Origin of the sequence: Flavobacterium cupriresistens (assembly GCF_020911925.1) — a bacterium.
Classification (GTDB): Bacteria; Bacteroidota; Bacteroidia; order Flavobacteriales; family Flavobacteriaceae; genus Flavobacterium; species Flavobacterium cupriresistens.
In genome coordinates, this window is record NZ_CP087134.1 from 4,344,507 (window position 1) to 4,370,452 (window position 25,946).

Sequence of the window (25,946 nt, forward strand, 5' to 3'; positions counted from 1 at the left end):
TTGATTTTTGATCTTCAGTAAATACAATAAATCACTTAATTAAGTGTTTATACAAATAGGTATTAAAGTGTTTCACTTTATGTCTATTATGTTTTATTTGTTAATATTTACAAGAGATGAAAAGTATATTGTTTTTAATTATATTGGTTGGTGTATCCTTACAGGGATATGCGCAGGATGAAATGAATAATAAATTCAAACCAATCCCCGCAAAAGAATCGGAAAAAAAAGAAGTTATTCCTCCGAAAGAGATTTCAACAAAGATTGCGCCGCCAGCTATTGTGGAAAAACCGGATCCATTGAAAATTGATCCTGCAGAACTTTTTAAAGATCCCAATTTATACAAAAAAGAAGCTAATATCGAAGGGATTTTTTACAGAAGAAATCAATATTTAGGAGGTTTTAAGACCAAATCCTTTACTTCTACAATTCGTTACCGAGATGCTGCTTATGTGGATGGTGATAAGATAAAAATATATCTGAATGATAAGATCGTTGAACCGGAAGTTAGTCTCGATGGAACGTTTAAAGAATTTAAAATAAAACTCACAGCAGGCATTAATAAAATCGATTTTGAAGCTCTAAATGAGGGCTTTGCTTCTCCGAATACTGCTCAGTTTGAGGTATATGATGACAAAGGTACCGTTATTAATGCAAGTGAATGGAATGTGGGTACGGGTTATAAAGCCACTATTATTTTATTTAAAGAGTAAAAAATTGTTACCGAAATAACCACCAGTAAAAAGGACACCAATGAACGAAACTGTCTGATTTTGATCATTTTATGCCTTTGTATTTGGCAAATGCATAAAAACGGGTAGTTCTACGCTCTTGTAGGATTATACATTGCATTAAGTTTGTTACTTAATCCTAAATAACAATACCATGCAAGACAATCAAAATTCACCTATTCCAACAGGATGGGTTGGCGGGTTCCCACCGGCAGGTTCACCAATGTTATATCCAACCCGAGATCTTTCCTCTTTACCCATGTTGGGTAATATGGACAATATTAATTTTCTTCAGCGTCAGCTTGGCGTAAGGTGGCCCGAGTTTAGTTGGGAGACAGAGAAAGACAGTCCTACTAATACGAAACGATGCTATCAGCAATTTGCTCCCTATATCTCGAGAGCCGGTTATACCGATGAAGGAAGGGTATATTCCGTTATCTGTCCACAACAAGGAGTTTGGATCAAAGATGAGATTTGTATCAATGTCGAGGTTACCGTTACCGGACAAAGAGGCTGGGTCAATGAAGTAACTAAAGAGATCGCAATAGACATGACAGTGGAAGGCAAAATTTGGTTAACGCGAGATAAAAAAAAGGGAGGCATATTTAATGACATTTGGGCCTTTATGGAATATGGTCCTTTTAAATTTCCTTTAGATAAAGAGCACGCGATCCGAGTTACAACTCACAAACAAAATGATCCTACTCAACCCATTTTTGAGGTGATACACGGATTAAATCCTGAATTTGAAAATCCACCGTTTGCACTACACGAAGCTGAGGCATTTGCAACGGCCTTTCTTGCCGTAGAAATTGGGGCTATCAAAGAGACAAAAAGCTCCCTTGTGGATGGCTTTAATCATTTAATAATGAATATTTTTAATCTGGGTTCAGGAAATATGCTTCAGCCCGGAAATACCTTATCGTGGAATCTGTGGTTTACAGAACCTGCTCTGGTAAATAAGGAAGAGTGGAAAAATCATGCTAATTTCTGGAGAGATTCTATTGATATTCACCATCGTTCTCCTACCGGAAATGGTACTGATGCCAGGTATTTTGATGGTAGCACATTCAACCCAGAACAAAATGCGATAGATGAAATAGTTCAGGATATTATTGATTATGTTAAAAAACATATTTAGGTACCTATTCTGATGGAAAGTTAAATTCCAATCTTTTAAATTCCAAATTCCAATTTTTGGAACTTGAAATTCCAGAGACAAAACGTACTTGATTTTAAATACGTACAAATATTAAACCCCAATGTACTAAATGTATATTGGGGTTTATTTATATTTGCGCTTCTGCTTTTAGAATCTGTTGTAGTGCTTATTTGGCTACTTTTTTAAATCGCATCATCGGGACATCACCTTCATTTAAATTTAATTTTCCCTCTTTATCAATCGTATAACTTGTGATTTTATTTATTTGTTGCAAAAACTGTTGCTCTCCTCCACCATCACAAAACATCATTGTTGTTGGTCCGGCCTCTCCAAAAGAAAGTTTTTTTCCTTCTAAAGTATAGGAAGCACTATAGCCGTTACAACCATTATTTCCATACACTCTGGTTTCTTTCTGATCAAAAGTAAGTTGTGGTTTTTTGTTTGGAAATAATCCATCAAAAGCGATTCTTGGTCCTGAAATATACTCTAACTCCCAAGTTGTATCATAAATGTTGGCGGTACTTTTTGTTTCTTTTGAGGCTTTGCAGGAACTAAAGAATACCGTTGAAATTGCAACGATCGCGATTACATAATTTTTCATAAATGTGATTGTTTTTAATTAATGATTTTAATTTTTAATGATTGGAATTACTTTAACAATATTCGTGCCTGATTGCGCTTACAAATGTTTTTTTGTTTCAGGTTTCAGGTTCTATTTCAACACGAATAATGTAAACTGAGATTATTAAACCATATAAGTCATAGGAGAAAATATAAGTTGGGCTTAAAATGACTTACATCACTTATGTGGTTTTTGTTTCAGGTTTCAGGTTAATGGTTACTGGTTTCAGGGTTATCACAATTCTGTCATTTCGAGCGAAGTCGAGAAATCACATAAAGTACTAAGTTTCTATTTTCCATGATTTTGTCATACTGAGGAACGAAGTATCTTCGAAAGTAATTCCGTAAAGTGAAGTTCAACAGTATCGATTCAGCAAACGTAGATCCTTCGTTCCTGAGGATGACAAACTGTACGGAGTTTCTTGTGTGATTTCTCGACTCCGCTCGAAATGACAGACCACAACGCATAATTTACTGGTTTCAGGTTTCAGGTTCTGCTTCAACACGAATAATTTAAACTGAGATTATTAAACCATATAAGTCATATGAGAAAATATAAGTTGGGCTTAAATGGCTTACATCACTTATATGTTTTTTGTTTCAGGGTTCAAGTTACTGGTTACTGGTTTCAGGGTTATCACAATTCTGTTATTTCGAGCGAAGTCGAGAAATCACATAAAGTGTTGAGTTTCTATTTTTCACAATTTTGTCATACTGAGGAACGAAGTATCTTCGCAAGTAATTCCGTAAAGTGAAGTTCAACAGTATCGATTCAGCAAACGTAGATCCTTCGTTCCTCAGGATGACAAACTGTACGGAGTTTCTGGTGTGATTTCTCGACTTCGCTCGAAATGACAAACTACAACGTATATTTTACTGGTTCCGAGTTTCAGGTTTCAAGTTTCAAGTTCTGCATCAACAAGAATAGCGGAAACTGAGATTATTAAACCATATAAGTCATATGAGAAAATATAAGTTAGGCTTAAATGACTTACATCACTTATATGGTTTAAAAACTTTGCCCCTTGTACCTAAGAACCTCTGTACCTTATCTACTTTTTAAACTGCTGAATACCGGATTGCAGCCATTCTTCATATTCAGTGACGTCTGGCATATATCCGACAGCTTTATTCAAACTGTTCTCCTTCGTATCTAAAATAAGATAATACGGTTGTGCATTGGCTTTGTATCTTGTAATCTGGAAGTCACTCCATTTATTACCGATTGATTTTATTGTTTTTCCAGTTTCTTTGGAGACGTATTGCTCACTTTCGGGTAGTTCTCTTTTATCATCGACATAGAGTGATATTAATACAACTTCATTGTTTAAAATCGACAATATTTTGGGATCGGACCAAACGTAATCTTCCATTTTTCGGCAGTTTACACAAGCAAATCCTGTAAAGTCTAAAAGAATAGGTTTGTTAACCGATTTCGCATAGGCTAATCCTTTTTCATAATCTGTAAAAGCCATAATATCATGTGGGCCTTTGTGTGCACCATCGGGCAATACTGTCGTAGAAATAGTATTTCCTCCTTTGGCACCTCCCACTCCATATGGGGATTCACTGTAAGTCATTGGTGGCGGGAAACCGCTGATTAATTTTAATGGTGCTCCCCATAAACCCGGAATCAGATAAATCGTAAAACTTAGTACAATTAACCCTATAGACAAACGTCCTACAGAAATAGAGGAAGTCGGTGAATCGTGTGGTAGTGCAATTTTTCCGAACAGATACAAAGCCAATGTGCCAAATATGGCAATCCAGACTGCTAAGAATATTTCACGCTCAAACCAATGCAATTGCAAAACCAAATCGGCATTGGATAAAAATTTAAATGCCAGCGCCAATTCTAAAAAGCCTAAAAATACTTTCACGGTATTCAACCAGCCTCCCGATTTGGGTAATGTGTTTAACCAGCCCGGAAATAAAGCAAATAGCATAAAAGGCAATGCCAATGCGGAAGAAAAACCCAACATTCCAACAATTGGAGCAATACCGCCTTTAGATGCTGCTTCTACTAACAAAGTTCCGATAATGGGACCTGTACAGGAAAACGACACTATAGCCAAAGCGAGTGCCATAAAAAGTATGCCTATAATACCGCCCCTGTCTGCCTGCTGATCAACTTTATTGGCCCAGGAATTAGGCAGCATTATTTCGAAAGCACCCAGAAAAGAACTGGCAAAAACCACTAACAGTACAAAGAAAACAACATTAAACCATACGTTGGTAGACAACGCATTTAAAGCATCAGCACCGAAAATAAGTGTAATCACTGAGCCTAAAAAAACATAAATCAGAATAATGGACAATCCGTATATAATGGCATTTTTAATTCCTTTGGCTCTGTTTTTACTTTGTTTGGTAAAGAAACTCACCGTCATCGGAATCATAGGAAACACGCAGGGTGTCAACAGTGCCGCGAATCCGGATAAAAAGGCAATAAAGAAAATAGTCCCTAAACCTGTTTCTGAATCTGAATTGTCCTTTTCTGTTACGAGAGGAACTTTCGAATCTGTTTTTATCGTTTTTTGAGTGTTAATTGCCGAGGCTTCGATTTCTTTCGCTTCTAATGTTTTTAAGTTAAACTCAAAGTATTTGGTCTCGCTTATGCAGTTTTCTTTACACACCTGATAGGCTAGCTCGATCTGAATAATTTCATTCTCTGTATTCGTATTTTTAATCGATTGTGTAAAAGCAACTTTGTTTGAAAAGAAAATTTCATCAACTCCAAAAATGTCGTTAAATTCTCTTTTGGTTTCACTTTCAGTCGCTTTTCCAATTACCTCATAGTTTCCATCTTTTTTATGAAAAATCAATTCTGCCGGCAGAGGTCCACCATCCGGGGTAAATTGTGAATAAACATGCCAACCGGTTTCAATGGTTCCGTTAACAGTAATCAAAAAATCAGCATCGGATTTCTTTTCTATTTTTGGCGTCCATTTTACGGGATTTAAAATTTGTGCCTGCCCGTTTACAAAAGCAAACAGCAGGAGCGCTACATATAGTATTTTTTTCATGGTTTCAATTTAAGCAGAACGAGTTGTTCCGGTTATCGTTTTGTTTTCGATCCTTTCTTTAATCTGCATAACAACTCTTTCGATGGCAACGGTGCTGCCATCGAAAAATAGTTGTCTGCTCCTTTTTATTGGTTTAAAAAAAACTTTTAAGGATTACATTTTATAAAGAAATTGTTTACTTGGTAACATTAAAAAAGGTGTACTCTAATTTCAAGAAGAAACCATCGGATGTGATACGGTTCATCGAGCTGTACAGTTCTTTCCTGTAAGCCAAATCAATTCTCGCCTGACTATTGATGATAAACTGAATTGAAGGCACTACATCCATAAATGACTTACCATCGGCAGTGATCGTCTGACCTACAAACTCTAACATCGTGTTAATGTTCGTTTGTTTATAGCTGGTGTATTTTTTGGGATGCATTAATCGTCCAACTGAAAAAGTGTAATTTATAGCACTCTTGCCTTGACTGTCCGGAAAGTTGTAGTTATTGTTATCAAAAGCCTGTCCGTAACTTACTGTTGAACTTAGCGCCACTTTTTTAATTAATTGTGTCGCTACCAAACCGGCTTCATAACCTGTATTCATCCCCATCAAATCAATAGCTTCACTACTAACCGGAGCATTGTTCCAGCTGTATCGCCCAAAAGCAGCCATTCTAAAATGACTTTGAAGATCATCTACAGAGAAAAAACGGTATTTGGCATAAACCCCTCCCCCTTTGTACTCCAATCCACTGTTCATATTATTCAAATAAGCAGAGGCTCGTACCATTAAATTTTTGTTGACACCCCAGGTAACTTCAGGCGACAAAGCATAGATGTTACCTCCGTCGAATTGGTTCTTCATCAAAGACTGTCCTACGCGGGCTGAAATAGAACCCGCCGGAGCATTACTGGCGGGCTCGGTTACAACAAATAATTCCTGCGCCTTTATATTAAATGAAACAAGCAACAAAAATAGGATTGATAATTGTCTCATTACTATATGGTTTTTAAATGATAATCGTTTTCATTTTCAACAGCATAACTTGGTTGATTTGAATACGTTTTACTTAATTTTTTGTATGCTTTCTGTGTTACAAAACCTTTGTCAATGACCTGATAGGCAGCTTCATTACCTGAAACCGGGTTTTTAGAATCAATAAACACAAAAGTACCGTCGGCTATTTTAAGCGTATTGTTTTCCAGTTTTTGCGGATCCACTTTCATCGTCAGCACCATAGAACCAACAAAAAAGCCTGCTTTCTCGACTGCATTTTTAAGTACTTTAGGTTGTAATGCCACGTCTTTTTTAAAATAGACCGTAAACGTATTGGTGTTTAAATCGGTGCTGATACTGTCTACTTCCGTCATTGATTTTAATTGCTTATTTATGGCGTTAGAACACATTGAACAAGTTAATCCTGTAGCAATTATTTCAGCTTTAGAAATTTGAGCGTATGATTTTATGCTGCCAAGCATTACCAAAAGTGCAATGGCAAGAGATTTTATAGATAAGGTTTTCATTTTATTTGTTTTTTTTGATTTGTGCAATAATCTGAGCTTCTGTAGGATCGATCGCGATCAATTTTCCGGATGCATCAAAAAGATAAGTTGATGGTAGCGCTTCTACTCCAAAAAGTACTGCCGTTTTCGCGTCAAAACCTTTTGGGTCAATTAACTGCTGATGTTTCATTTTGTCTTTTGCTATGGCTTTCAACCATTTGTCTTTATCGGCATCAATTGAGATTCCAACGATTTCAAAATTTTGACCTTTATACTTATCGTACATTTTGACCAAATTTTTATTCGCTAATCGACAAGGTGCACACCAGGAGGCCCAAAAGTCAACCAAAACTGTTTTTCCTTTAAAAGAATTTAGTTTTACAGCTGCATTTTTATCATTTTGAAGTTGAATATTGGGAAGGTTATCACCTACTTTTATCTGTGCATTTGCTAATGAAAAACTTAAAATCATTAGGAATGCTACGGTTACATTTTTTATTTTAAACATAAAAATTTAATTTAGAGTGAATAGTATTACTACTGTTTATGACATTGTGCTTTCTTCGGAGTTTCTCTGTCGTATTGGCAACATCCGTGAAGGTTGTCATAAGCGGTAGTTGTAGCCGTGAATTTTTCGTTATCATATCCTGCATCAGATACGCGTTTTAGGATCTCCTCTAAATTGGTTTTCTTAGGGTCGTAAGTAACTACAGCAGTCTTTGTGTCTTTATTCCAATTTAATACCGCTGATTTGGTATTTGATGTGGTTTCGATGGTCTTTTTGCACATGGCACAGTTTCCATTAATTTTTACAGTTTCAGTTACTTTATTTTTACTTTGCGCGTTGACAGTTGCCACTGATAACAATAGTATTATTGCTACCAATACTTTATATATTGATTTCATGTTTTTTTAATTTTTGAATGAATTTATCCGACGGGTACAACAGAAACTATAGCAGATACAGCTATGTTCTGAAACTAATACGGATTTAATAAATGATTTTGTTGCCTGAACAGGCTTAAATTTGACGCACTTACGGCTGTCAAAGAAGAAAATCTAGCTTATTTTAGGAGGAAGCCAGATAGAACGGAAATCAGAAGAAATAAACACTTCTGAATAAAAATAAGTTTGTCTGCGATCTGAAAAATCAAAAAGAGCGTCGTTCGCTTCCTGAAAAACAAACATTGGGCTAAAACCACAATACATTACAGGACAACCACAAGAAACTCCCGAACAACTGCTATCGCAATCGTGTTTGGTTTCTTTAGACTTCTTTTCTTTACAACAAGATTTTTCAGAAGATTCTTTTTTACAGCATGACATTTCTTTCTTACTACTATTATGTGCAAAAGATTGCATTGGACTTAAAAAGAGTCCAAGAATAAGTAGAAGTAATATATAGCTGTTTTTCGGCATTTCGGATACAAACATACAATTATATTGAGTATCGAGTTGTTAAGTTTTTTGTAAAAAAATCAAGAAGACTATAGTTGGCCTCAGAAAAACAGCAGCCTTTTTCCTAAACAACTGAATGTTAAGACCACATAAAGAAATTGCCTTTTGATAAAAGAGTATTTTTTTCGCAGTTTAACACTTTGTACAGCTAAAGAATAAGTTTACAGCTGTGAATTTGAAATCAAAACTAAATAATTAAATATCAGTGAGTTAAAAATCATTACCAATACCTTCAAATTTAGTACTGTATTCACCCCTATTTTCATTCAAAAAAAGCTATTAAATTTTACTTTATGGGCTCCCGAAAGCCATTCAAAAGCGTTAACAAAAAAATAACAAAGTCAGATTAAACTCATTATTAAGCGATTAACTTCAACACAAAGCTATTTAAGGGCAAAATCTACTACAAAAACAGGTATTTCTACCTGCCCTTGTGAGTAGGCAATAAAGTAGCTTTGTTGTATCAAAACTATTATAAATTAACTTAATCTATTTTATTATGGAAGAATACATTGGAATTGTAAAGCTTTTTGCGGGAAATTTTGCGCCAAGAGGATGGGCCTTATGTAATGGACAAATAATGTCAATTGCTCAGAACACGGCATTATTTTCAATTTTAGGTACTACTTACGGAGGTAATGGTCAAACTACATTCGCCTTGCCTAACCTACAAGGTAACGTAGCTATTGGTGCTGGAAACAGCCCGAGCGGAAGTTATGTTCAAGGACAAACAGCAGGTACTACAACAACGAGCATTCTAACAAGTAACCTTCCAACACACGTTCACGCAGGTGTAGGGACTATATCTGTAAGTAGTGCTAATGCTACAGATTCTACACCGGTAGCCGGTGCTTCTATTGCTATCCCGGGATCGATCGTATCAAGAGTATTTGCACCAACGTTAGGATTTGCAACATCAACCCCAAGTGTTAATTTGGCAAGTTCTATCACTACCGGTGCGACTGGAAGTAATATTCCAATCTCAATAATGCAGCCTTATTTGGCATTGACGTACATCATTTGCCTTGAAGGTATTTTCCCTTCCAGAAATTAAAAGATAAGATTATTTTTTTAGGCTATATGACCATTGTGGTATTTCACTAAAATCATATACCAATTGAATTTTTGAATAATCTCTGAGATTATACATCGATACTAAACAATAAGGATTTGTAATAAAAGACTCTGCCGTTCTTAACGTAATGTCTTCAAATATCTTTAATTCAGTAAAAATGGCAATATCAGGATGATTACTAAAATTTTCAGGCAGATCATAAAAAGAACTTTCCAATTTTGAATTGTGATTTTCTCTGCCGCAATGTTCTTTGTTTATTGTAAATAATCTATCAACAAATACGTTATCAGGATAGGGCTGCATTTCTTTGTAGCCCTTTATTCCATCTGTAGTGTATTTAAGGTAAGGCTCATAATCAAAAAAGGTATAGGCCAGATCAATACTTATTTCTTCGGGAATTAATATAGCATCAGAAGCTAATTGTCTGGTAATATTTCTCATGATCGCGACCTGCGGTTCACGCGTAAGCGCGTAATGCATGGTTTCGGATATGGCAAGATCTATAGTAAAATCAACTGGTTTTGTATACGTAATAGCATTAGTTTCAACTAAATGAATATTATACTCTTCAAGACCAATGACAGAAACAAGTTGCTGTACAGACGCTATTGACTCTATATTAATATCGAGTAAAAGAGCATTAATTTTCTCTTTATTGAATAACGGAAGTAACGGTAAAATTAGTGTCGCATACGGACCACATCCGGCATATAGTACATTAATACTTCTTTCTGGAAAATCTATACTTAATTTAGTTAAAGCCTTATAAATACCTTTTATAAAAAAAACTGTACGCAAACTGTCATCAACGCAATCTGCGGCTTCGGAACTAGATAAAGCAATACCGCCTTTTACGAAGGTCTCATTGCTCTCAGAAATAAAAATCTTGGTCACTTTTTTATAAAAACCTGAAAGTTCTCCGGCACATCGTATATGCTCATCAACAGTATTTGATGCAATGATAGATTTCACAATAAATGTAAGTTCCTGTTTATACATGTTTTACAACCTTATATATTATTCTATTTAAAGTTAGAAATATAAGTTAAAATAGTATACAGTAATACTAACAGATCAATTTAATATCAATAAATTATGAAAAAACTTTACTTATTATTAATCCTTCTGTTTTTTGCGATGCACCACATTGCCGCACAAACTACAGAAACATTTGAAACGGCAACTGTAGATGCTTCCAGTTTTACAAACGGTACAAAAACGTTTAACTTAAGCAGCAGCTACCTTAGCTTTAAAGTTTTCAATCTTCCTGGTCAGGGTTACAACGGTTCGAATAATTTTCTTCAGGTCGAAGACTCTTCAGGCTCAGCAGCTCTTGGTCAAACAGGCACTTTTACAGATGTAACAGGGAGTTTTAAACTCAGCAGCTTATGGATTTATGTAACTGGTAGTGCTGCCTTTACTGCAGGTGTCACAAGTAATGGATTGGCCGGGGACATCACTTTCAGAGGAAAACTGGGAGGGGTTACCCAATTTACTGTCGTTAAAACTACGACCGGAGCTAGCATTCCTCTGACACTTCCCGGCAACGGTTTTCTGTTCATCAACTTCGCTACCGAAGGAGGTTCAAATAATACAACTACAATAATAGATCAACTTGAAATTCAATTAAGCAACAATTATGATTATTTTGCTGTTGATAATTTTATATTTTCAAATGGTGCAGTAGCACCAACAGTAAGTACTACAACAGCAACAGGTACCGGATCTGTAAAAGCCACCATGGGTGGTAATGTAACAGCCGATGGTGGTGATGCTACTATAGAAAGAGGAATCGTTTGGGGCACAGCAGTCAACCCGACTACTGCTAACAATAAATTCCAAATCGGAACAGGAACGGGAATCTACTCAGGTATCGTTTCTTCCTTTCCCCCATCAACCCTTATTCATTATAGAGCTTATGCTAAAAATAGCGGAGGTACTGCATATGGGAATGATTTAACATTTACAACAACAGCAGCTTTAAACACTTCTTCAACACCATCTAGTAATGTTTCCTGTAATGGAGGTAATAATGGTGTAGGAGCAGCAACTGTAACGGGAGGCTCAGGAGGTTATACCTATTCTTGGGCACCTTCAGGAGGTAACGGATCAATAGCTACCGGTTTAGCTGCGAATACTTATACCCTTACTATTACTGATAGTGAAGGCACAATCATAACACGAACATATAATATTACACAACCCACAGCTATTAGTTTAGTTACCGGATCAAGTAGTAACGTATCCTGTAATGGCGGTAATAATGGTGTAGCCAGTGTGACGCCTACCGGTGGAACACCCGGATATTCCTATTCATGGGCACCATCTGGAGGAACAGGTTCTACTGCTTCCGGTTTAGCAGCAGGTACCTATACGGTAACAGTTACAGATGCCAATACTTGTCAAGCAACCAGAACATTTAATATTGGACAACCGGCTGCAGCACTTAGTCTCGCAACAGGCTCCAGCAGCGATGTGTCTTGTAACGGAGGTTCAAATGGTGTAGCAAGTGTAACGCCTACCGGTGGAACACCCGGATATACCTATTCATGGGCACCATCAGGAGGAACGGGTTCAACTGCTGCAGGTTTAGCAGCAGGGACTTATACGGTAACGGTTACTGATAATAATACATGTCAGGCAACCAGAACATTTGTTATAAATCAACCAGCAGCACCTCTTAGTCTCGCAACAGGATCTAGCAGCGATATATCTTGTAACGGAGGTGCCAACGGTGTGGCTAGCGTTAGCCCTACTGGAGGAACATTTCCTTACACTTACTCCTGGGCACCATCAGGTGGAACCGGATCAACGGCCGCAGGTTTAACAGCAGGAACTTATACGGTAACAGTTACCGATAATAATACCTGTCAGTCAACCAGAACATATGTCATAAATGAACCAGCAGCACCAATTAGTCTGGCAACAGGATCTAGTAGTGATGTATCCTGTAACGGAGGTGCTAACGGTGTAGCGAGTGTTTCTCCTACTGGTGGAACATTTCCTTATACCTATTCATGGGCACCGTCTGGTGGAACCGGATCAACGGCTGCAGGATTAACAGCAGGAACGTATACGGTAACAGTTACCGATAATAATACCTGTCAGTCAACCAGAACGTTTGTCATAGGTGAACCAGCAGCGCCACTTAGTCTGGCTACAGGATCCAGCAGTGATGTATCTTGTAACGGAGGTGCCAATGGTATAGCAAGTGTTACTCCAACCGGTGGAACATTTCCTTACGCCTTCTCTTGGGCACCATCCGGTGGAACCGGTTCAACGGCTACTGGTTTAGCAGCAGGTACTTATACCGTAACTGTTACGGATAATAATACGTGTCAGACAACCAGAACATTTGTTATAGGAGAACCAGCAACTGCACTTGTAGCTTCAGATGGAGGGCAAACCAATGTTTCCTGTAATTTGGGAGCTAACGGATCTGCTACTGTTAATGCAACAGGTGGAACTCCAACTTATACCTATTCTTGGGCACCCGCAGGCGGAACTGCTGCAACAGCAACAGGATTGACTGCAGGAACATACACTGCGACTGTTACAGACGCCAACGGATGTACAGCAACACAAAGTTTTACTATTACAGAGCCAACGGCTATTATTGCAAGTGCAGCAGCACAAACTAATGTAAATTGCAATGGAGGCTCCAACGGATCTGCCGCTGTAACTGCAACCGGAGGAACGGGTAGCTATACTTACTCTTGGGCACCATCTGGTGGAACTGCAGCAACAGCAGCAGGACTTACAGCCGGAACATACACTGCAACTGTTACAGATGCTAACGGATGTACTGGAACGCAAAGTTTTACTATTACCGAGCCAACTGCTATTATTGCAAGCGCAGCAGCTCAAAATAATGTGAGTTGTAATGGAGGTGCCAACGGTACCGCTACTGTAAGTGCAACCGGAGGAACTGGAGCATATACGTATTCATGGGCACCAACTGGTGGAACAGCCGATACAGCAGCAGGATTAACTGCAGGTACTTATACTGCAACTGTTACAGATGCTAACGGATGTACTGGAACGCAAAGTTTTACTATTACTGAACCTGCAGCACTTGTAGCTTCAGATGGAGGACAAACAAATGTATCTTGTAATTCAGGAGCTAATGGAACGGCTACTGTTAGTGTAACAGGAGGAACAGGTTCTTATACTTATTCATGGGCACCAGCTGGCGGAACTGCTGCTACGGCTTCAGGATTAACTGCCGGTAGCTACACTGTAACGGTGACAGATGCCAATACTTGTTCTACTACACAAAGTTTTACGATCACAGAGCCAGCTTCACTTGTAGCTTCAGATGGAGGTCAAACGAATGTTTCCTGTAATTCAGGAGCTAACGGATCTGCTACTGTAAGTGCAACCGGAGGAACTGGAACCTATACCTATTCATGGGCACCAACTGGTGGAACTGCTGCAACTGCAACAGGATTGACAGCTGGAACATATACAGCAATTGTTACAGATGCTAACGGATGTGCAGCAACTCAAAGTTTTACCATTACTGAACCAACTGCTATTGTTGCGGCTCCTGTCGCACAAACCAACATCGCTTGTAATGGAGGTGCTACCGGATCTGCTACCGTAACTGCAACCGGAGGAACTGGAACTTATACCTATTCATGGACACCTTCTGGCGGAACTGCTGCAACAGCATCAGGATTGACAGCCGGCACCTATACCGCAACTGTTACAGATGCAAACGGATGTTCAGCAACTCAGAGTTTTACTCTTACAGAGCCAACTGCTATTGTTGCAACTTTAGCAGCGCAAACCAATGTATCTTGTAACGGAGGTGCTAACGGTTCAGCTACTGTAAGTGCTACCGGAGGAACAGGTAGCTATACCTATTCCTGGTCGCCATCTGGAGGAACTGCTGCAACAGCAGCAGGATTAACTGCAGGTACTTATACCGCAACTGTTACAGATGCAAACGGTTGTACCGCAACTCAAAGTTTTACTCTTACTCAACCTGCTCCACTTGTTGCTTCAGATGGAGGACAAACCAATGTTTCCTGTAATTCAGGATCTAATGGATCAGCAACAGTTAGTGTAACTGGAGGAACGGGTTCTTATACGTACACATGGGCACCAACTGGCGGAACTGCTGCAACAGCGACAGGATTGACAGCTGGAACTTATACAGTAACCGTAGAAGATGGTAATGGATGTACTACAACACAAAGTTTTACTATTACTGAACCAACTTTACTAGTAGCTTCAGATGGAGGACAAACCAATGTATCTTGTAATTCAGGAGCTAACGGATCTGCTACTGTAAGTGCAACCGGAGGAACTGGAACTTATACCTATTCATGGGTACCATCTGGAGGAACTGCTGCAACTGCAACAGGATTGACAGCTGGAACATATACAGCAATTGTTACAGATGCTAACGGATGCACGGCTACTCAAAGTTTTACGATCACAGAACCAACTGCTATTGTTGCGGCTCCTGTCGCGCAAACCAACATCGCTTGTAATGGGGGTGCTACTGGATCTGCTACTGTAACTGCAACCGGAGGAACTGGAACTTATACTTACTCTTGGACACCAGCTGGCGGAACTGCTGCTACAGCAACAGGGCTTACAGCCGGAACCTATACTGCAACTGTTACAGATGCTAACGGATGTTCAGCAACTCAAAGTTTTACTCTTACAGAGCCAACTGCTATTATTGCAAGTGCAGCAGCACAAAATAATGTGAGTTGTAATGGAGGGGCCAACGGTACAGCTACTGTAAGCGCAACCGGAGGAACTGGAGCATATACCTATTCATGGGCACCAACTGGTGGAACTGCCGATACTGCTTCGGGATTAACTGCAGGTACTTATACTGCAACTGTTACAGATGCTAACGGATGTACTGGAACGCAAAGTTTTACTATTACTGAACCTGCAGCACTTGTAGCTTCACAAGGAGGACAAACCAATGTATCTTGTAATTCAGGATCTAATGGATCAGCTACTGTTAGTGTAACTGGTGGAACAGGTAGTTATACCTACACATGGGCACCAACTGGTGGAACTGCCGATACTGCTTCGGGATTAACTGCAGGAACTTATACAGTGACTGTAACGGACGCTAATGGTTGTACTACAACACAAAGTTTTACTATTACTGAACCGGCAGTTCTTGTTGCTTCAGATGGAGGACAAACCAATGTATCTTGTAATTCAGGATCTAATGGATCTGCTACAGTTAATGTAACCGGAGGAACTACAACCTATACCTATTCATGGGCACCTTCTGGTGGAACTGCTGCAACAGCAACAGGATTGACAGTAGGAACTTATACAGTAACTGTTACAGACGCCAACGGATGTGCAGCAACTCAAAGTTTTACGATTACTGAACCATCCGCTCTTGTAGCTTCAGATGGCGGACAAACCAATATAACCTGTAATTCAGGATCAAATGGATCTGCTACCGTAACTGCAACTGGAGGAACTGGAACTTATACTTATTCATGGGCACCAGCTGGTGGAACTGCTGCAACAGCATCAGGTCTTACAGCCGGAACATACACAGCAACTGTTACAGATGCTAACGGATGTTCAGCAACTCAAAGTTTTACGATTACTGAACCGGCTGCTCTTGTAGCCTCAGATGGAGGACAAACCAATGTATCTTGTAATTCAGGAGCTAATGGATCTGCTACTGTAAATGTAGTTGGAGGAACTGGTACTTATACGTACTCATGGGCGCCTTCTGGTGGAACTGCAGCTACGGCTTCAGGATTAGCAGCAGGAACTTATACTGTGACTGTTACAGATGCTAATGCATGTACTGCTACTCAAAGTTTTACTATTACTGAACCGGCAGCCCTTGTGGCTTCGGCAGGAGCTCAGGACAATGTATCTTGCAATTCAGGATCTAATGGATCGGCTACAGTTAGTGTAACCGGAGGAACTGGAACTTATACGTACTCATGGGCACCTTCAGGAGGAACTGCTGCAACCGCTTCAGGATTGACTGCAGGAACTTATACAGTGACTGTAGAGGATGCTAATGGATGTACGACCACACAAAGTTTTACTATTACTGAACCGACAGTACTTGTTGCTTCAGATGGAGGACAAACCAATGTATCTTGTAATTCAGGAGCTGACGGATCTGCTACTGTTAATGTAACTGGAGGAACTACAACCTATACCTATTCATGGGCACCTTCTGGTGGAACTGCTGCAACAGCAACAGGATTAACAGCAGGAACATACACAGTAACTGTTACAGATGCAAACGGATGTGCTACAACACAAAGTTTTACCATTACTGAACCAACTGCGCTTGTAGCTTCAGATGGCGGACAAACCAATGTAACCTGTAATTCAGGATCTAATGGATCTGCTACTGTAACTGCAACCGGAGGAACTGGAACATATACCTATTCATGGGCACCAACTGGCGGAACTGCTGCAACAGCATCAGGTCTTACAGCCGGAACATACACAGCAACTGTTACAGATGCTAACGGATGTTCAGCTACTCAAAGTTTTACTATTACTGAACCAGCCGCTCTTGTAGCTTCAGATGGAGGGCAAACCAATGTATCTTGTAATTCAGGATCTAATGGATCTGCTACTGTAAATGTAGTTGGAGGAACTGGTACTTATACGTACTCATGGGCACCAACTGGTGGAACTGCTGCAACAGCATCAGGTCTTACAGCCGGAACATACACAGCAACTGTTACAGATGCAAACGGATGTGCTACAACTCAAAGTTTTACGATCACAGAACCGGCAGTCCTTGTGGCTTCGGCAGCAGCTCAAGACAATGTCTCTTGTAATTCAGGTTCTAATGGATCTGCTACTGTTAGTGTAACCGGAGGAACTGGAACTTATACGTACTCATGGGCACCTTCAGGAGGAACTGCTGCAACCGCTTCAGGATTGACTGCAGGAACTTATACAGTGATTGTAGAGGATGCTAATGGATGTACGACAACACAAAGTTTTACTATTACCGAACCGACAGTACTTGTTGCTTCAGATGGAGGACAAACAAATGTGGCCTGTAACTCAGGAACTGACGGATCTGCTACTTTAACTGCAACCGGAGGAACTGGAGCTTATACGTATTCATGGTCACCAGCTGGTGGAACTGCTGCTACAGCTTCAGGATTAACAGCAGGAACTTATACAGCAACGGTTACAGATGCTAACGGATGTTCAGCAACTCAAAGTTTTACTATTACTGAACCGACAGCACTTGTGGCTTCAATTGGTTCTCAAACAAATGTTGCTTGTAACTCAGGATCTGACGGATCTGCTACTGTAACTGCAACTGGAGGAACTGGAACTTATACCTATTCATGGTCACCAACCGGTGGAACTGCGGCTACGGCTTCAGGTTTAATTGCAGGAATCTATACAGCAACTGTAACAGATGCTAACGGATGTACCGCAACACAAAGCTTTACTATTACGCAACCAACCGCTATTGTTGCGACTGCAGCTGGACAAACAGATGTTACTTGTAACGGAGCTGCTACAGGTTCAGCAACAGTAAGTGCAACCGGAGGAACTGGAGCTTATACGTATTCTTGGGCACCAACTGGTGGAACTGCCGATACTGCTTCAGGATTAACTGCAGGAACTTATACAGTGACTGTAACGGACGCTAATGGTTGTACAGGTACACAAAGCTTTACGATCACTCAACCGGTAGCTTTAGATGCTATAGTTGCACAAACAAATGTAACTTGTATTGGAGGCGCTGATGGATCAGCAACAGTTACCGTATCTGGTGGTACATCTCCATACACTTATATCTGGTCACCAACTGGAGGAACAGCTGATACAGCAACGGGATTAACTGCCGGAACCTATACAGTAGTAATTACAGATTCAAATGGATGTACTTTAACAAAAACAGCTGTTATATCAACTAACCCTGATACTACAGCTCCGGTACCGGATGTAACAAACTTACCGGATATCACTAACTATTGTGCTATTACATCGTCTGAAATTGCAATTCCAACAGCAACTGATGCTTGTGCAGGAACAATAAATGCTACAACAACTGACCCATTAAATTATACCGCAGTAGGTACTTATGTAATTACTTGGACGTATGATGATGGTCATGGCAATAGTTCAACACAAAATCAAACACTAAATGTCCTTGCTTCACCTATTGAAGGTGTAACTTTAAGTGATGTTACTGCTACTTTTGACGGAAGTTTACATACTATTGAGGTTGCAGGACTTCCAGCTGGAGCTAGTGTCCTATACACTATATCGCCGATAACAGGAAGTGAAAATGGTGCTATTGACGCAGGAACTTATTTGGTTACTGCATTTGTATCGCCAGCACCAGGAACTAATTGCTCGCTAATTACGCTAAACGCAAATCTTACCATTAATAAAGCTCCACAACAAATTACTTTTGGTGCTTTACCGGTTAAAACTCTTGGAGCAATCAACGATTTTACTTTAGGAGCTTTCTCTGACTCAGGTTTGCCAATACGTTATTCTGCAACATTTACTTCTCCTCTACCACCGGCTACTGTTACTGCCGCAGGTTTAGTAAGCATGATTAGATCAGGTCAGATACTTATTACAGCTCATCAGGATGGTGACAGTAATTATTTACCGGCAACATCTATTTCGCAGAATTTAGTAATAATGAACAACAATGCCGATCTTACAAAACTGACAATTGGTACTACTGTTTATGATAATCCGGCACAACAAATTAATTATTTGATGACGTGCGACGAAGGAAACAGTCTTACTATTTCAGCTTTAAACGGATCAAATGCAACTATCAGTCCGGCTGCTACTTTTACTATTCCGTTACCTAAACCGGGAATTTACAATCAAGTTCTTACGGTAACTTCAGAAGATGCAAGCGTTGTTAAGAATTACACCATTACAGTATCAAAACCTTTCAATTTCTTTGATATTGCCCGTCAGAAATTTAATAACGTGCTTCTTGTAAACAACAATCCACAAACAAATGGTGGTTACGAATTTGTTGCTTACCAATGGTTTAAAAACGGTCAATTAGTTGGAACAGGTCAATACTATTCAGCTGGAGATAACATCAACAACACGTTAGATCCTACTGCTGATTATATGGTAAAAATGACAACTAAAGATGGAAAAGTACTGCAAACATGTCCTACTAAGATTCCAGTAGTGAACTCGCTAACAGCTAAAGTTTATCCAAACCCAATTCAAGTAGGGAAAGTGGTAACTGTTGAAGCTGACTATCCTGAGGAGGAATTGCAGAACATGCAGATAAGCTTATATACTGTTACTGGTCAACTGGTAAAAACAATGAAATCATCGACAGTAAAAACAGAAATACAATTACCTCTGGCAACAGAGAGCAATATGTATATTGTAGTTATTGAAACTGCAAATGTTAGAAAAACACTGAAAGTAATTGTAAATAAATAAAATCTGCCGGTGCCGCTTTAACAACGGCACCGGCATAAAATAACTTTAAGATGAAAAAATATATAATAAACTATATAACATCGTTATCGATGATTACAGCACTTTTAGGCTCCGTCTTAAATAGTTTTGGTCAGGATAAAAAACATGAGTTTTCAATTGCAGTCGGTGGTCCCTCCTCTTTTTTAGATTATAAGACTTCCGCTCAATTGGTAGAAGGAAACGGATTTAGTGCCGGTTTACGTTATGCTTATTATTTAAGTGAAAATTTAAGTATCGGAATTGGTGCTGAATACCAGTCCTATAATACTGATGCTAAATTTCAAACGATCTCCGGACGCTATGCGGCTACTGACTCTGAAAAGGAATCATTCCAATTTAGATTCAGAGCAACCAATTTAAGAGAAGAGCAAAAACTAGGCTATATCAATGTTCCGCTTCACATTCAATTTGAAACTCCCGGAACAACTAAATTGTATGTTGCAGCCGGAGCCAAAATAGGTTTTGCCATAAACGGAAGCTATGAATCCACGATACAAAATCTAACGACAAGTGGTTATTATCCGCAATATAATGTCGAATTATTTGGTCCAGCCTTCGCCGGATTCGGAAGTACAAATAATGTAAAAGTGGGTAAACAGGATCTTAATGCCGAAGTGTCTTACTCTGTGACTTTTGAAACCGGAGTAAAACAAATAATTGGAGACAAAAGTTCGATCTATCTGGGCGCGTATTTAGACTATGGATTGAATAATGTATATGACAGAAATACCAGTAAACATCTGGTTCAATACAATCCCGGAACAACTGCTCAATTAGAGCACAATACGGTATTGGATTCACCATTTACAAATGATGTGAGATTGGTTTCTTTGGGATTAAAACTAAGATTTGCAATTCGATAAACCCTTACAATTTAGATAATTTCCCTTGAATTCATTAAGACCAGTAAAGTTAGCTTTACTGGTTTTTTTATGGAACAAATCAAAAAATTGCCCAGCACTAAAATTAAGCGCAAATAGTAATCCTTCTACAGTGAAAAAAAGTCCTTTTAATTCGTTTGATTCTATTCAACTCTTTTTATGATACTGGTAATGAGGTTATTTCAATTTGTGTGCTTCGATCTTTCTTTTGTTCTTTTTTTTCACGCAGATTTAGCAGATTTGACAGATTTTTTTTTTTTGCTTCTTCCAAAAATCCGTCAAATCTGCTAAATCTGCGTGCTATTTAATTCTGAAATTATCTGTTTTAATACTATTCTGCAAAAGCTAACAATTCCTATTCGAAGTTCTAAACGTGCTTTCTTAAAATTCTATCTAACTCTTTTTTAAGTTACTGATAAGCACGTTGTTTGTATTTCTTGTTTTAGAGTATTTTGCCATGAATTTCACCAATTACCACATTTTTTTTGCCCCTGATTAAAAGGATTTAGACAGATTATCTAATTATTTTAATCCTTTTGTTTTTTACGCAGATTTGCTTAGCCTGTTTGCTATACCCAGGCTGCTTTTTTTTATTGTCTTCCGCGAAAATCCGCAAAATCCGCAAAATCTGCGTGCTATTTTACTAACATCCCGCAAAATAATCGAGTTCAGATTAAAAAGAATTTGCTCTTAGCTTTCTATTATCAACTTCTAAATATTTTTCTCCAGATCACAGAATACTATTTATAAAAACACCGTAGCTTTTGGGTTTGGCCAACTTCGATCTCTAGTACGAACAAATTTTTTTATTCAATTTGAAAAAAAATCAAAACAACTCCAATACCTACAGTTCAACCGAATTTAAATGTACCTCAATCTTTCCTCTTCAAGATCCAGATAGCGCAATTGGTTTCGGATGATTTCTTCGTTCAGAGTCGCCTCTTCTTTATTTCTGTTAATGAGCCAGGCTCTTTGTTCGCTTAATATTTCTATATAAACCACTTTACATTCCTCGGCCATTGTTATATCGGTGGTCATTTGTTTGTTATCCTCCCATTTCCGCGCCAATTGTTGCAAGGCCGGTTGTTCCTTAAGTACTTCACTATACTTGGTATATAAATGCTCCAAAGCTTTTTCTGCCAGTTGTCTTCGAATTAAAATTACCGTTTCCTCTTCGGGAACTACCTGATCAGGATCGTTTAAATGTATTTTTCGTATTAAAAAAGGCAAGGTTAACCCCTGAATGAGCAAAGTCAACAGAATAACAACAAATGTGATAAAGAGAATTAAGTTTCGCTGTGGAAAAAGTTCTCCATTATCCAAATGCAATGGAATTGACAAAGCTGCAGCAAGTGAAACCACCCCACGCATTCCCGACCATCCAAGTACTATCGGGACTCTGTAACCCGGATGTCTCGAATCTGCTACTGTAATAAAATTACGGGCAATAAGCGTAATAATTACAGCGCCGTAAGCAGATATAATTCGCGCTATTATTATCACGGCAGTAATCAAAACACCATAACCAATCGCAGCAGAAATACTAACGCCTTCAAGGCCTTCTGTAATTTCAGGCAAATCCAATCCGATTAATAAAAATACGATGCCATTCAAAACAAAACACAAACTTTCCCACACACTTGAGCCTCTTATACGAGAGCGACTGCTAAGAAAATGGTGCCGGTAATACGATAAAAATAAGCCTCCACTTACAACCGCTAATACACCGGAACTGTGTACTTCTTCGGCCGCCATATACATGATATAAGGTGCTATAAGAGTTAAAACAATATCAATATTAGAGTCTGTTGGTAGGTATTTATGGGCTTTCATAAAAATGAATGCAATTAATAAACCAATACCAACACCACCAATTAACATCCAACCAAAATTCAGTGTGGCTTCGTACCAAATAAACTGGCCCGTTGCCACTGCAATCATCGCAAAACGAAAAATAATAAGCGAAGAAGCATCATTCAGCAGACTTTCTCCTTCTAAAATAGAAGAAAATCTTTTAGGCACTTTTACAAATTTTAAAATGGCTCCCGCACTTACGGCATCAGGAGGCGAAATAATTCCGCCCAATAAAAAACCCAAAGCCAGTGAAAATCCCGGAATAAAATAATTCGCCACAAAAGCAACTGACATCGCAGTAAGAAATACCACGACGAAAGCAAAACTGGCAATAATACGTCGCCATCGCCAAAGTTCTTTCCATGAAATTGCCCATGCGGCTTCATACAATAAAGGAGGTAAAAATATAATAAAAAGCAACTCCGGTTGTATATGCAGAATCGGAACACCGGGAATAAAACTAATTCCCAATCCAGCCAAAACCAATACTACCGGGTACGCAACTTTTATCTTGTTGGCCAACATTACTAAAAATAAAATAACCACAATAAGACTTAAATAAAATGGAAAGTTTTCAATCATTTGATCCCTTATTTAATTGATTTATAAAGATATAAAATTGATAAATCCGGGGTTGTTTTTTTTACATAGAGTTCAAAGAATCTAAAACTTACTCACCGCATCAACAAAATAAGGAGAGTCGTTCCATCTAATTTTTTTATAGCTAAAATTAGCTTTAAGTGCCTCCGGCAAACAACTCCAAATCGCTTCATTCATCTTTTCTAACAGTAACTTTTTAGAAAAAGTATCCGATACCACAAAACTGATTTCACGTACCGGTTTAGGGTCTTTAAAAGCCTTAAAAAGCATATTTTCCTTTTCGTTTAAAATAGAAAGCTGCGGAATAATAGCAAAACCTAACTCCGCACGAACCAAATTTTTGAGCGTTTCAATAGAACTTATATCGTAACTAAACTGTTCTTTTATTTTTCCCGGTGTTTTCAAACCACAGATATCCAATAATTGCGCATTGTAACAATACTCATTCTGAAGCAATAATAAAAAGGGTTTGTCTCCCGGTTGAATTTCATAAAAATCCTCACTTGCCATCGGGTGTTCTTTATTCAGATACGCCACAAATGGCTCCTTAAAAATCGGATGTTCCATCAGATTTTTATTTCCGGTAGGTGTCGCCATAATCGCTACATCAAGAGCACCGGTCTCTACATCATGCATCAATTGTCCCGTATTGGCTTCCTTGATGATAAAATGAACTTTTGGTGTAACCTCTTTCATCGTTTTAATAAACAACGGAATTAAATAAGGAGATAAGGTAGAAATCACGCCAATTTTCAACTCCCCTTCCAGCATATTCTTTTCGTTTACCACAAAATCGCGGATTTCATTCGTCTCACGCAAAATTTTCCTGGCCCTGTTTATAATCTCTTTTCCAAGTTCCGTTGGTGTCAGTGGCACTTTATTTCGATCAAAAATTTTAATTCCGATTTCTTCTTCGAGATTTTTTAGCTGAATGGTCAATCCGGGTTGTGAAACCATACAAACGTCTGCAGCCCTTGCAAAATGGCGTTCCTCGTCTAAAGCGACTATATATTTTAACTGTTGAATCGTCATGATTATAAATTTATTTTATAAAGATACAAAATTATCAATTTGATTTATAAAACTACTCGCTCTAAATTTGTCCCATCAAATCAGAACAATGATTTGAATAACTCAAAAAATTTAAAATAACATAAAAAAGTAAGATCATGAAATTTACAAGAACAGCAAACGCAAATTGGAAAGGTACAGGAATGGAAGGAACAGGAACCATCAGTACCCAAAGCACTACCTTAAACAATGCACAATTATCCTTTAAAACCCGCTTTGCAGAAGGTGTAGGAACAAATCCTGAAGAATTAATCGCAGCCGCACACTCAGGATGTTTTACCATGCAACTGAGCTTTTTGTTAACCGAAGCCGGTTTTATCCCGGAAGATTTGAATACAAAAGCAAAAGTAACTTTAGAAGACGGAACCATTACTTTAATTCAATTAGAACTCGAAGGAAAAGTTCCGGGAATCTCAGAAGAACAATTTCAGGAATTAGCTCAGAAAGCAAAAGCGATTTGTCCAATTTCAAAACTACTGAATACAGAAATCACGCTATCAACTACACTAACAGCTTAATTATAAGTAAATAACAAATTAATTTCTTTAAATTTATACTATGAAAACAACAACAGCAAAAGAACAAATGAAGTCCTATTTCATGTTCGCAGTATTATTTTTCTCCTTGCTATTTTCAACTACTATTGCAACAGCACAAACCACTCCACCGGTAAAAAATGTAGTTTTAGTGCATGGTGCTTTTGCAGATGGTTCAGGATGGAGGGCTTTGTATGATATTTTAAGCAAAAAAGGATATCATGTAACGATTGTTCAGAACCCACTTTCTTCTCTTGAGGATGATGTAAACGCAACAAAAGTAGTTTTAGACAACCAAGACGGACCAACTGTTTTAGTCGGACATTCCTGGGGTGGATCTGTAATTACAGAAGCCGGAAACCATCCAAATGTAGTCGCTTTAGTTTATGTTGCAGCTTTCCAGCCCGATAATGGCGAAACTACCGTACAATGGCTAAAAACCGCTCCTCCTGCTCCGGAAAATGGAATCTTAAATCCCGACGATAAAGGAATTGTATATTATGATAAAGCTAAATTCCACGCCGGTTTTGCTGCCGATATTCCAAAAGACCAAGCCGACTTCATGTACGCTTCTCAAGGTGCTTTTTATGCCAAAGGCTTTGGAACTCCAATCACCAAAGCGGCCTGGAGAGACAAACCAACTTATGGAATTGTAGCTACTGACGATAAAAGTATCAATCCGGAAATAGAACGTGCGATGTACAAACGTTCTAAAACAAAAATAACGGAAATAAAAGGTAGTCATGTAGTGTTTATGTCGCAACCAAAAGCAGTTGCTGATGTAATTATCAAAGCATCGAAAGAGAGTGCTAAAAAATAAGCAAATTCAACAATAAGGATAATTGGAACTCCGGCAATTTGTCGGAGTTTCCTATTTTTCACTTTGAAATAAATTCATTTTAAAAATCTGGAAGAAATAAATTATATCTTTAACACTAATTAGAAAACTAAGCTTCTGAATAAATCAAAA

General features: G+C 38.5%; 17 protein-coding genes. 7 read left to right on the top strand and 10 right to left on the bottom strand.

Annotated elements, in window-relative coordinates; translation table 11 throughout:
* The first annotated feature begins 116 nt into the window (after window positions 1–116).
* The gene (locus LNP23_RS17815) at window positions 117–713 is read left to right on the top strand and encodes a hypothetical protein (protein WP_047777338.1); all 597 of its coding nucleotides are present in this window, start codon (window positions 117–119) and stop codon (window positions 711–713) included.
* Between the two features lie 172 nt (window positions 714–885).
* Window positions 886–1,872 (top strand): hypothetical protein, encoded by a 987-nt coding sequence (locus tag LNP23_RS17820; RefSeq protein ID WP_230002242.1) that lies wholly within the window; start codon window positions 886–888, stop codon window positions 1,870–1,872.
* 187 nt (window positions 1,873–2,059) lie between these two features.
* Here LNP23_RS17820 and LNP23_RS17825 read toward each other — a convergent pair whose 3' ends face one another.
* The 7 genes from LNP23_RS17825 to LNP23_RS17855 form a co-directional block, all read right to left on the bottom strand.
* Window positions 2,060–2,494 (bottom strand): META domain-containing protein, encoded by a 435-nt coding sequence (locus tag LNP23_RS17825; protein ID WP_230002243.1) that lies wholly within the window; start codon window positions 2,492–2,494, stop codon window positions 2,060–2,062.
* 1,072 nt (window positions 2,495–3,566) lie between these two features.
* On the bottom strand, window positions 3,567–5,540 hold the full coding sequence (locus tag LNP23_RS17830; RefSeq protein WP_230002244.1) for a protein-disulfide reductase DsbD family protein: 1,974 nt from the start codon (window positions 5,538–5,540) through the stop codon (window positions 3,567–3,569).
* 175 nt (window positions 5,541–5,715) lie between these two features.
* Window positions 5,716–6,522 carry a hypothetical protein gene (locus LNP23_RS17835; protein WP_230002245.1) on the bottom strand — a complete coding sequence of 269 codons (807 nt, stop codon included), beginning with the start codon at window positions 6,520–6,522 and terminating at the stop codon, window positions 5,716–5,718.
* A gap of 2 nt (window positions 6,523–6,524) precedes the next feature.
* Entirely contained in the window at window positions 6,525–7,049 is a 525-nt protein-coding gene (locus LNP23_RS17840; protein ID WP_230002246.1) for a heavy-metal-associated domain-containing protein, read from the bottom strand.
* 1 nt (window position 7,050) lies between these two features.
* Window positions 7,051–7,536: a TlpA family protein disulfide reductase gene (locus tag LNP23_RS17845; RefSeq protein ID WP_230002247.1), complete on the bottom strand. Its 486-nt coding sequence runs from the start codon at window positions 7,534–7,536 to the stop codon at window positions 7,051–7,053.
* 29 nt (window positions 7,537–7,565) lie between these two features.
* Window positions 7,566–7,934: a heavy-metal-associated domain-containing protein gene (locus LNP23_RS17850; protein WP_230002248.1), complete on the bottom strand. Its 369-nt coding sequence runs from the start codon at window positions 7,932–7,934 to the stop codon at window positions 7,566–7,568.
* 153 nt (window positions 7,935–8,087) lie between these two features.
* Window positions 8,088–8,462 (bottom strand): hypothetical protein, encoded by a 375-nt coding sequence (locus LNP23_RS17855; protein ID WP_230002249.1) that lies wholly within the window; start codon window positions 8,460–8,462, stop codon window positions 8,088–8,090.
* A gap of 523 nt (window positions 8,463–8,985) precedes the next feature.
* On the opposite strand from LNP23_RS17855, the gene LNP23_RS17860 reads away from it, so the two are divergent.
* Window positions 8,986–9,540, top strand: a complete 555-nt coding sequence (locus tag LNP23_RS17860) for a phage tail protein (RefSeq protein ID WP_230002250.1) — start codon at window positions 8,986–8,988, stop codon at window positions 9,538–9,540.
* Window positions 9,541–9,549: 9 nt separating this feature from the next.
* Here LNP23_RS17860 and LNP23_RS17865 read toward each other — a convergent pair whose 3' ends face one another.
* Complete coding sequence (locus LNP23_RS17865; RefSeq protein ID WP_230002251.1) at window positions 9,550–10,560, bottom strand: SAM-dependent methyltransferase; 1,011 nt, start codon at window positions 10,558–10,560, stop codon at window positions 9,550–9,552.
* A 96-nt stretch (window positions 10,561–10,656) separates the two neighbouring features.
* Between LNP23_RS17865 and LNP23_RS17870 the strand changes: the two genes are divergently transcribed.
* Together LNP23_RS17870 and LNP23_RS17875 are read left to right on the top strand one after the other, a co-directional pair.
* Window positions 10,657–19,995 (top strand): T9SS type A sorting domain-containing protein, encoded by a 9,339-nt coding sequence (locus LNP23_RS17870; RefSeq protein ID WP_230002252.1) that lies wholly within the window; start codon window positions 10,657–10,659, stop codon window positions 19,993–19,995.
* Window positions 19,996–20,045: 50 nt separating this feature from the next.
* Window positions 20,046–20,897: an outer membrane beta-barrel protein gene (locus LNP23_RS17875; RefSeq protein ID WP_230002253.1), complete on the top strand. Its 852-nt coding sequence runs from the start codon at window positions 20,046–20,048 to the stop codon at window positions 20,895–20,897.
* A gap of 879 nt (window positions 20,898–21,776) precedes the next feature.
* Here the strand turns inward: LNP23_RS17875 and LNP23_RS17880 are convergent.
* Window positions 21,777–23,351: a Na+/H+ antiporter gene (locus LNP23_RS17880; protein WP_230002254.1), complete on the bottom strand. Its 1,575-nt coding sequence runs from the start codon at window positions 23,349–23,351 to the stop codon at window positions 21,777–21,779.
* A gap of 81 nt (window positions 23,352–23,432) precedes the next feature.
* Entirely contained in the window at window positions 23,433–24,401 is a 969-nt protein-coding gene (locus tag LNP23_RS17885) for a hydrogen peroxide-inducible genes activator (protein WP_230002255.1), read from the bottom strand.
* A 137-nt stretch (window positions 24,402–24,538) separates the two neighbouring features.
* On the opposite strand from LNP23_RS17885, the gene LNP23_RS17890 reads away from it, so the two are divergent.
* The gene (locus LNP23_RS17890) at window positions 24,539–24,958 is read left to right on the top strand and encodes an OsmC family protein (RefSeq protein WP_230002256.1); all 420 of its coding nucleotides are present in this window, start codon (window positions 24,539–24,541) and stop codon (window positions 24,956–24,958) included.
* Between the two features lie 40 nt (window positions 24,959–24,998).
* The gene (locus LNP23_RS17895) at window positions 24,999–25,796 is read left to right on the top strand and encodes an alpha/beta hydrolase (RefSeq protein WP_230002257.1); all 798 of its coding nucleotides are present in this window, start codon (window positions 24,999–25,001) and stop codon (window positions 25,794–25,796) included.
* Window positions 25,797–25,946: the final 150 nt, after the last annotated feature.